This window comes from Rhodobaculum claviforme, from assembly GCF_016653255.1.
Classification (GTDB): domain Bacteria; phylum Pseudomonadota; class Alphaproteobacteria; order Rhodobacterales; family Rhodobacteraceae; genus Rhodobaculum; species Rhodobaculum claviforme.
On sequence record NZ_NHSD01000240.1, the window covers coordinates 1 to 6,702 of the forward strand.

Here is a 6,702-nt window from a genome sequence, read left to right on the forward strand (position 1 = left end):
GTCCATCAGCGCCGCCTCCAGCCCGCGCGCGCCGCGCCCCGCGAGCGGGCGGGCATAGCCGCGCTGGCGCCTGAGCCGCCCCTCGGCGATGGTCAGCAGCGCATGCGCAGGCGGCAGGGGCAGCGGCGTCGGCGTCATGCCGCCGGCTTAGGCGCCGCAGCCCGGCCCCGGCAAGCATCGCCGTCAGGTGTTCCCCAAATGTTCTGATATTCGGGTTGGAGAACCGCCCCGCGGCCGCTATGTCCCGGGGATCAGGCGCGAGTGAGCCTTGGGGGCAGTCATGGCCGAGCAGAAGTACATCTCGGTGCGCGGTGCGCGCGAGCATAACCTCAAGGGGATCGACGTGGACATCCCGCGCGACCGTCTGGTGGTGATCACCGGGCTGTCGGGGTCGGGCAAGTCCTCGCTGGCGTTCGACACCATCTATGCCGAGGGGCAGCGGCGGTATGTCGAATCGCTGTCGGCCTATGCGCGCCAGTTCCTCGACATGATGCAGAAGCCCGATGTGGACGGCATCACCGGGCTGTCGCCGGCGATCAGCATCGAGCAGAAGACGACATCGAAGAACCCGCGCTCCACCGTGGGCACGGTGACCGAGATCCACGACTATCTGCGGCTGCTGTTCGCGCGCGCGGGCACCCCGTTCAGCCCCGCGACCGGCCTGCCGATCGAGGCGCAGCAGGTGCAGGACATGGTCGACCGCGTCATGGCGATGGAGGAGGGCACGCGCGCCTATCTGCTCGCCCCCATCGTGCGCGACCGCAAGGGCGAATACCGCAAGGAATTCCTGGAACTGCGCAAGCAGGGCTTCCAGCGGGTCAAGGTGGACGGCGCGTTCCACGAGCTGGATGAGCCGCCCACGCTGGACAAGAAATTCCGCCACGACATCGACGTGGTGGTGGACCGGCTGGTGGTGCGGCCGGGGCTGGAGACGCGGCTGGCCGACAGTTTTCGCACCGCGCTGGATCTGGCCGCCGGGATCGCCGTGCTGGAAACCGCGCCGAGCGAGGGCGAGCCGGAGCGGATCACGTTCTCCGAGAACTTCGCCTGCCCGGTGTCCGGCTTCACCATCCCGGAGATCGAGCCGCGGCTGTTTTCGTTCAACGCGCCCTTCGGGGCGTGCCCGACCTGCGACGGGCTGGGCAAGGAGGTGTTCTTCGACGACCGCCTCGTGGTGCCCGACGCGGCGCTGAGCCTGCTCAAGGGGGCGGTGGCGCCGTGGGCGCGCTCCAAGAGCCCCTATTTCACCCAGACCATCGAGGCGCTGGCCAAGCACTACGAATTCTCCTCCCGCACGGCGTGGCGTGACCTGCCGGAGGCCGTGCAGCGCGTGATCCTGCGCGGCTCGGACGGCGAGGAGATCGCGTTCCGCTATGACGAGGGGGGGCGGGTCTACACCGTCTCGCGCCCGTTCGAGGGCGTGATCCCCAACATGGAACGCCGCTGGCGCGAGACCGACAGCGCCTGGGTCCGCGAGGAGTTCGAGCGCTACCAGAACAACCGCCCCTGCGGCGCCTGCGGCGGCTTCCGGCTGAAGGAACAGGCGCTGGCGGTCCGCATCGGTCCGGCCGGGGGGGCGCGCGACAAGCTCCTGCACATCGGCCATGTCTCCGAGATGTCGATTCGCGAGGCGTTCGACTGGGTGGAGGGCGTGCCCGCGACGCTGAGCGCCCAGAAGACCGAGATCGCCCGCGCCATCCTCAAGGAGATCCGCGAGCGGCTGGGGTTTCTGGTCAACGTGGGTCTGGATTACCTGACGCTGAGCCGGGCCGCCGGGACGCTCTCGGGCGGCGAGAGCCAGCGCATCCGGTTGGCGAGCCAGATCGGCTCGGGGCTGACGGGGGTGCTCTATGTGCTCGACGAACCGTCGATCGGGCTGCACCAGCGCGACAACGACCGGCTGCTGACCACGCTGAAGAACCTGCGCGATCAGGGCAACACCGTGATCGTGGTGGAACACGACGAGGAAGCGGTGCGCGAGGCCGATTACGTCTTCGACATCGGCCCCGGCGCGGGGGTGCACGGCGGCCGCGTGGTCAGCCACGGCACGCCCGCGCAGATCATGGCGGACGCGGCGTCCTTGACGGGCCAGTACCTGTCGGGCACGCGCGAGATCGCGGTGCCGCGCCTGCGCCGCAAGGGCAATGGCAAGGCGGTGACGGTGGTCAAGGCCACCGGCAACAACCTGCATGACGTCACGGCGAAATTCCCGCTGGGCCGGTTCGTCTGCGTCACCGGCGTGTCGGGCGGGGGCAAGTCCACGCTGACCATCGAGACGCTGTTCAAGACGGCGTCGATGCGGCTGAACGGCGCGCGCCAGACCCCGGCGCCGTGCGAGACGATCAAGGGGCTGGAGCACCTCGACAAGGTCATCGACATCGACCAGCGGCCCATCGGGCGCACGCCCCGGTCGAACCCCGCCACCTATACCGGGGCGTTCGCGCCGATCCGCGACTGGTTCGCCGGCCTGCCGGAGGCGCGGACGCGCGGGTACAAGCCGGGGCGGTTCTCGTTCAACGTCAAGGGCGGGCGCTGCGAGGCCTGCCAGGGCGACGGCGTCATCAAGATCGAGATGCACTTTCTTCCGGATGTCTATGTCGAGTGCGAGACCTGCAAGGGCAAGCGCTACAACCGCGAGACGCTGGAGGTGCACTTCAAGGGCAAGTCCATCGCCGATGTGCTGGACATGACGGTGGAGGATGCGCAGGGGTTCTTTGCCGCCGTGCCCGCGATCCGGGAGAAGATGGACGCGCTGGTGCGGGTGGGGCTCGGCTACATCAAGGTCGGCCAGCAGGCGACGACGCTGTCGGGCGGCGAGGCGCAGCGCGTGAAGCTGGCCAAGGAGCTGGCGCGGCGGTCCACGGGGCGCACGCTCTATATCCTCGACGAGCCGACGACGGGGCTGCATTTCGAGGATGTGCGCAAGCTGCTGGAGGTGCTGCACGAGCTGGTGGAGCAGGGCAACACCGTGGTGGTGATCGAGCACAACCTGGATGTGGTCAAGACCGCCGACTGGATCATCGACATCGGACCCGAGGGCGGCGACGGGGGCGGCCGGATCGTGGCCGAGGGCACGCCGGAGCAGGTCGCGGAGGTGGAGGCGAGCCACACCGGGCGGTATCTTCGGCCGATGTTGCGGTCTCGCCGGACGGCGGCGGAGTGAGCACAGGGGGGCGGTCGCACGCGGGCGGGCCGGAGCCCGCCGCCTCGGGGGCATCGAGCCCCCTCGGCGGCGCCGCGCCGTTGGCGCGGGGGACGCCCGGCCGACCGGGCACGGGCGGCGCCGATCAGGGGCGCTTGAGGCCGCAGGTGTTGACGCCCAGAAGGGTATAGAGCCAGCAGCTGCCGAACACGCCGGTGGCCAGCGGCACGATGCCGATCAGATAGAGCCAGCGCAGGCTGGCATCGGGGTTCATGAAGAACCCAGCAATCAGCGCGAGGCCGACGAGGATGCGGACGGCACGATCGATCGTCCCTACGTTCTTGGCAAACATTGGATCCCTCCGGGTTGCGGGAAGGGGTAATCCCCCCGAGAGGAAGACATTAGAATATTTGAACGTGTTTGGCCATGCGGCAGGCTGCCCGTGCGGGTGTCGTGCGGATGTGGGGTGCCATATCCCGGTGCCATGTCTGTGCCGCGTCTGGGCCGCGTCTGTGCCGGGGCTGCGGAAAAACCGGTGGCCTTGGGGGGCGCGCTGCGCCATGATTTGCGCATGATGATGCGTTTGTGTGCCCCGATTGCCTGGACCCTTGCGCTGGTTGCGGCCGGCGCGACCGCCGACACCCCGCCCATGCCGCGGCCCGATGCACCGGTGGCCGACGAACCGGTGCAGGCCCGGACCGTCACGCTGGAGGCGGCGGCCATGACCCATGATCCGGTGCTGATGCGCTGGCGGGCCGAGATCGCGCCCGCGCCGGGCAGCGCGGACCTGCCGGTGCTGGCGCCCGCCGCCTCGGGGAGCGAGGTGCGGCAGCTGCGCACCTGGGTGGCGCAGGGATCGGCGGCCGGGCTGGGCGGGGTGTTCTATGACAACCGCGACCGGGGGCATTCGCGGCTGGATCTGCGCCGCTTTCCCCAGATCACCCATGTCGCCTATGACGAGAGCCTGCGCGCCCGGGGCGACGACCGGTCACTGGCGCATCGGTTCCTGTTCCCGGGGCCGGTGCTGGGCAATGCCTCGCTGGCGGTCACGCAGGGGGTGACGGCGCGCAGCCTGCCGCGGCTGGCGATGACCTCGCCGGGCGGGCCGATGGCGGCGGCGACGGGGTACATGCGCAACCATCTCTATGTCTACCCCGGGCACCGGGATGTCCGCGACGGGGTCGATGTGCTTCCGGCGATGCTGCCGTATTTCGTCATCAGCTATGGCTCATCGGGATCGGACCAGCCGGTGCTCGATACCCTTGCGCTGAGCCTCGCGTCATTGCGGCCCGCAACCCGCGCCCGGCTGGAGGAGGAGCGGCTGCTGGCGCCTGCGCTGGTGATGCTGTTGCGGCGCAGCTTGCAGGGCGCGCCGGAGTATCTGTCGCCGGCCGCGCATCCGGCGGCGATCGAGCGCAACCGCCTGCGGCCGGGGGTGGCGATGGCTGCGGCGCAGGCGATGACGCCCGACACGATCCCGCCGCTGGTGCAACTGCGGGTGCTGGAGGACGGCTTTGCCGCCGACGCCGGGCTGGCCCGGCGCAGCGAGGTGCTGTTCGACACCCCCGCGGCCGTGGCGCGGCTCTGGCGCGGCTGGGAGGGGCGGCGCGAGATGGTGGTGTCCACGGCCGCCACACGCGATCCCAACGACCGACCGCTGGAGGTCCACTGGATCGTCGTCTCGGGCGATCCCGACAAGGTGCGGATCGAGCCGCTGGACCCGGCGGGACGGCGGGCGCGGGTGGTGGTCGACTGGCACGACACCCCGTTCGTGCCCCGGCACGGCGGGTTGGAGCGCGCCCGGGTGGAGATCGCGGTCATCGCCTGGAACGGGGCGCAGTACAGCGCGCCGTCGTTCGTGACGGTGGCCTTTCCCAGCCACCAGCGCCGTGTTTACGAGGACGGGGGCGCAGACGGCCCGCGCCTCGTCTCGGTGGATTACGACGCCGAGGCCCGGGGGGGCACCTTTGACCCGCTGCTGTGGTGGCGCGCCCCCTGGACCGACACCGCGATCCGCGACGATCTGGGCCGGCTGATCGGTTGGCGCCGCACCGGCCGCGACGGCACGTCGCGCGTCGTCACCGCCTCTGTGGCCGGCGGATACACCATGGCCGCGGGTGAGGATGGCCTGCCGGCGCTGCGTTTCGAGGCCCCCTAGCGCGATCAGCCCGCGTCGGGGTGGCCCCAGAGGTCGTAGTCCCCGGCCTCGTCGATGCGCACGCTCAGGATGTCGCCGGGGGCCAGGCCCTCGAAGTCGCGGTCGATGAACAGGTTGCCGTCGATCTCGGGGGCGTCGCCCGGGGTGCGGCAGGTTGCGCCATCGGCGTCGACGCTGTCCACGATGACCTGGGTGCGCTGGCCCACCCGCGCCGCGAGCTTCTCGGCCGAGATGCGGCCCGCCACCTCCATGAACCGCTCCCACCGCTCCCGCTTGACCTCGGGGGGGACATGGTCGGGCAGGGCGTTGGCGCGGGCGCCCTTCACATCCTCGTACTGGAAGCAGCCGACCCGGTCGAGGCGCGCCTCCCCCAGCCAGTCCAGAAGGGTCTGGAACTCGGCCTCGGTCTCGCCGGGGAAACCGACGATGAAGGTGGAGCGCAGGGTGATGTCCGGGCAGACGGCGCGCCAGCGGGCGATCTCGTCGAGCGTGCGGGCGGCGGCGGCGGGGCGGGCCATGCGGCGCAGCGTCTCGGGGTGGGCGTGCTGGAACGGGATGTCGAGGTACGGCAGCACCAGACCATCCGCCATCAGCGGGATCAGATCACGCACATGCGGATAGGGATAGACGTAGTGCAGCCGCACCCAGGCGCCGAGCGAGCCCAGATCGCGCGCCAGATCGGTGATATGGGCGCGATGGCCCTGCGCCTCGGCGTGGCGGATGTCGACGCCATAGGCCGAGGTGTCCTGGCTGATCACCAGAAGCTCGCGCACGCCCGCCGCCACCAGCCGTTCGGCCTCGCGCACCACCGCATGGGCGGGGCGGGAGGCAAGCTTGCCGCGCATGTCGGGGATGATGCAGAAGCGGCAGGCGTGATTGCAGCCCTCGGAGATCTTGAGATAGCTGTAATGGCGCGGTGTCAGGCTGACGGCCCCGGCCGGGATCAGATCCACGAAGGGATCGGGCGCGGGCGGCACGGCGGCGTGGACGGCGTCCAGGACGGCCTCGTACTGATGCGGTCCGGTGACGGCCAGCACGGTGGGATGCGCGCCGGTGATGACCTCCGGTTCCGCGCCGAGGCAGCCGGTGACGATGACCCGGCCGTTTTCCGACAGCGCCTCGCCGATGGCCTCGAGGCTTTCCATCCGGGCCGAATCAAGGAACCCGCAGGTGTTCACGATCACCGCCTGCGCACCGGCGTAATCGGGGCTGATGGCGTACCCCTCGGCCCGCAGGCGGGTCAGGATGCGTTCGCTGTCCACCAGCGCCTTGGGACAGCCGAGGCTGATCATCCCGATGGTGGGCTGGCCGGGGCGCGGACGGGCCTGCGCGGTGGGCGCGGGCGCGATGTCGGGGCGCAGGTCAGGCGGGTTCAGGGGGCTGGACATGGGCGGGATATAGA

The 6,702-nt window shown here is 70.5% G+C and carries 4 protein-coding genes; 2 read left to right on the forward strand and 2 right to left on the reverse strand.

Translation table 11 applies throughout. The annotated features are described in order from the left end of the window. Nucleotides 1-280: 280 nt before the first annotated feature. Nucleotides 281-3,163, forward strand: coding sequence for an excinuclease ABC subunit UvrA (uvrA, locus tag CCR87_RS08640; RefSeq protein WP_201157126.1), 2,883 nt, complete (start codon nt 281-283; stop codon nt 3,161-3,163). 124 nt (nt 3,164-3,287) lie between these two features. Here the strand turns inward: uvrA and CCR87_RS08645 are convergent, their stop codons facing one another. Beyond that, nucleotides 3,288-3,494, reverse strand: coding sequence for a YgaP family membrane protein (locus CCR87_RS08645; protein WP_201157127.1), 207 nt, complete (start codon nt 3,492-3,494; stop codon nt 3,288-3,290). A gap of 219 nt (nt 3,495-3,713) precedes the next feature. Here CCR87_RS08645 and CCR87_RS08650 point away from each other — a divergent pair, with 219 nt between their 5' ends. After that, nucleotides 3,714-5,300, forward strand: coding sequence for a hypothetical protein (locus CCR87_RS08650; protein WP_201157128.1), 1,587 nt, complete (start codon nt 3,714-3,716; stop codon nt 5,298-5,300). Between the two features lie 5 nt (nt 5,301-5,305). On the opposite strand, the gene rimO is transcribed toward CCR87_RS08650, so the two are convergent. Continuing rightward, nucleotides 5,306-6,688, reverse strand: coding sequence for a 30S ribosomal protein S12 methylthiotransferase RimO (gene rimO, locus CCR87_RS08655; protein WP_201157129.1), 1,383 nt, complete (start codon nt 6,686-6,688; stop codon nt 5,306-5,308). Between the last annotated feature and the right edge of the window lie 14 nt (nt 6,689-6,702).

Excerpts from the sequence above, each read along its gene's own strand:
- uvrA (WP_201157126.1), top strand. The coding sequence starts at position 281 with ATGGCCGAGCAGAAGTACATCTCGGTGCGCGGTGCGCGCGAGCATAAC.
- CCR87_RS08645 (WP_201157127.1), bottom strand. The coding sequence starts at position 3,494 with ATGTTTGCCAAGAACGTAGGGACGATCGATCGTGCCGTCCGCATCCTC.
- CCR87_RS08650 (WP_201157128.1), top strand. The coding sequence starts at position 3,714 with ATGATGATGCGTTTGTGTGCCCCGATTGCCTGGACCCTTGCGCTGGTT.
- rimO (WP_201157129.1), bottom strand. The coding sequence starts at position 6,688 with ATGTCCAGCCCCCTGAACCCGCCTGACCTGCGCCCCGACATCGCGCCC.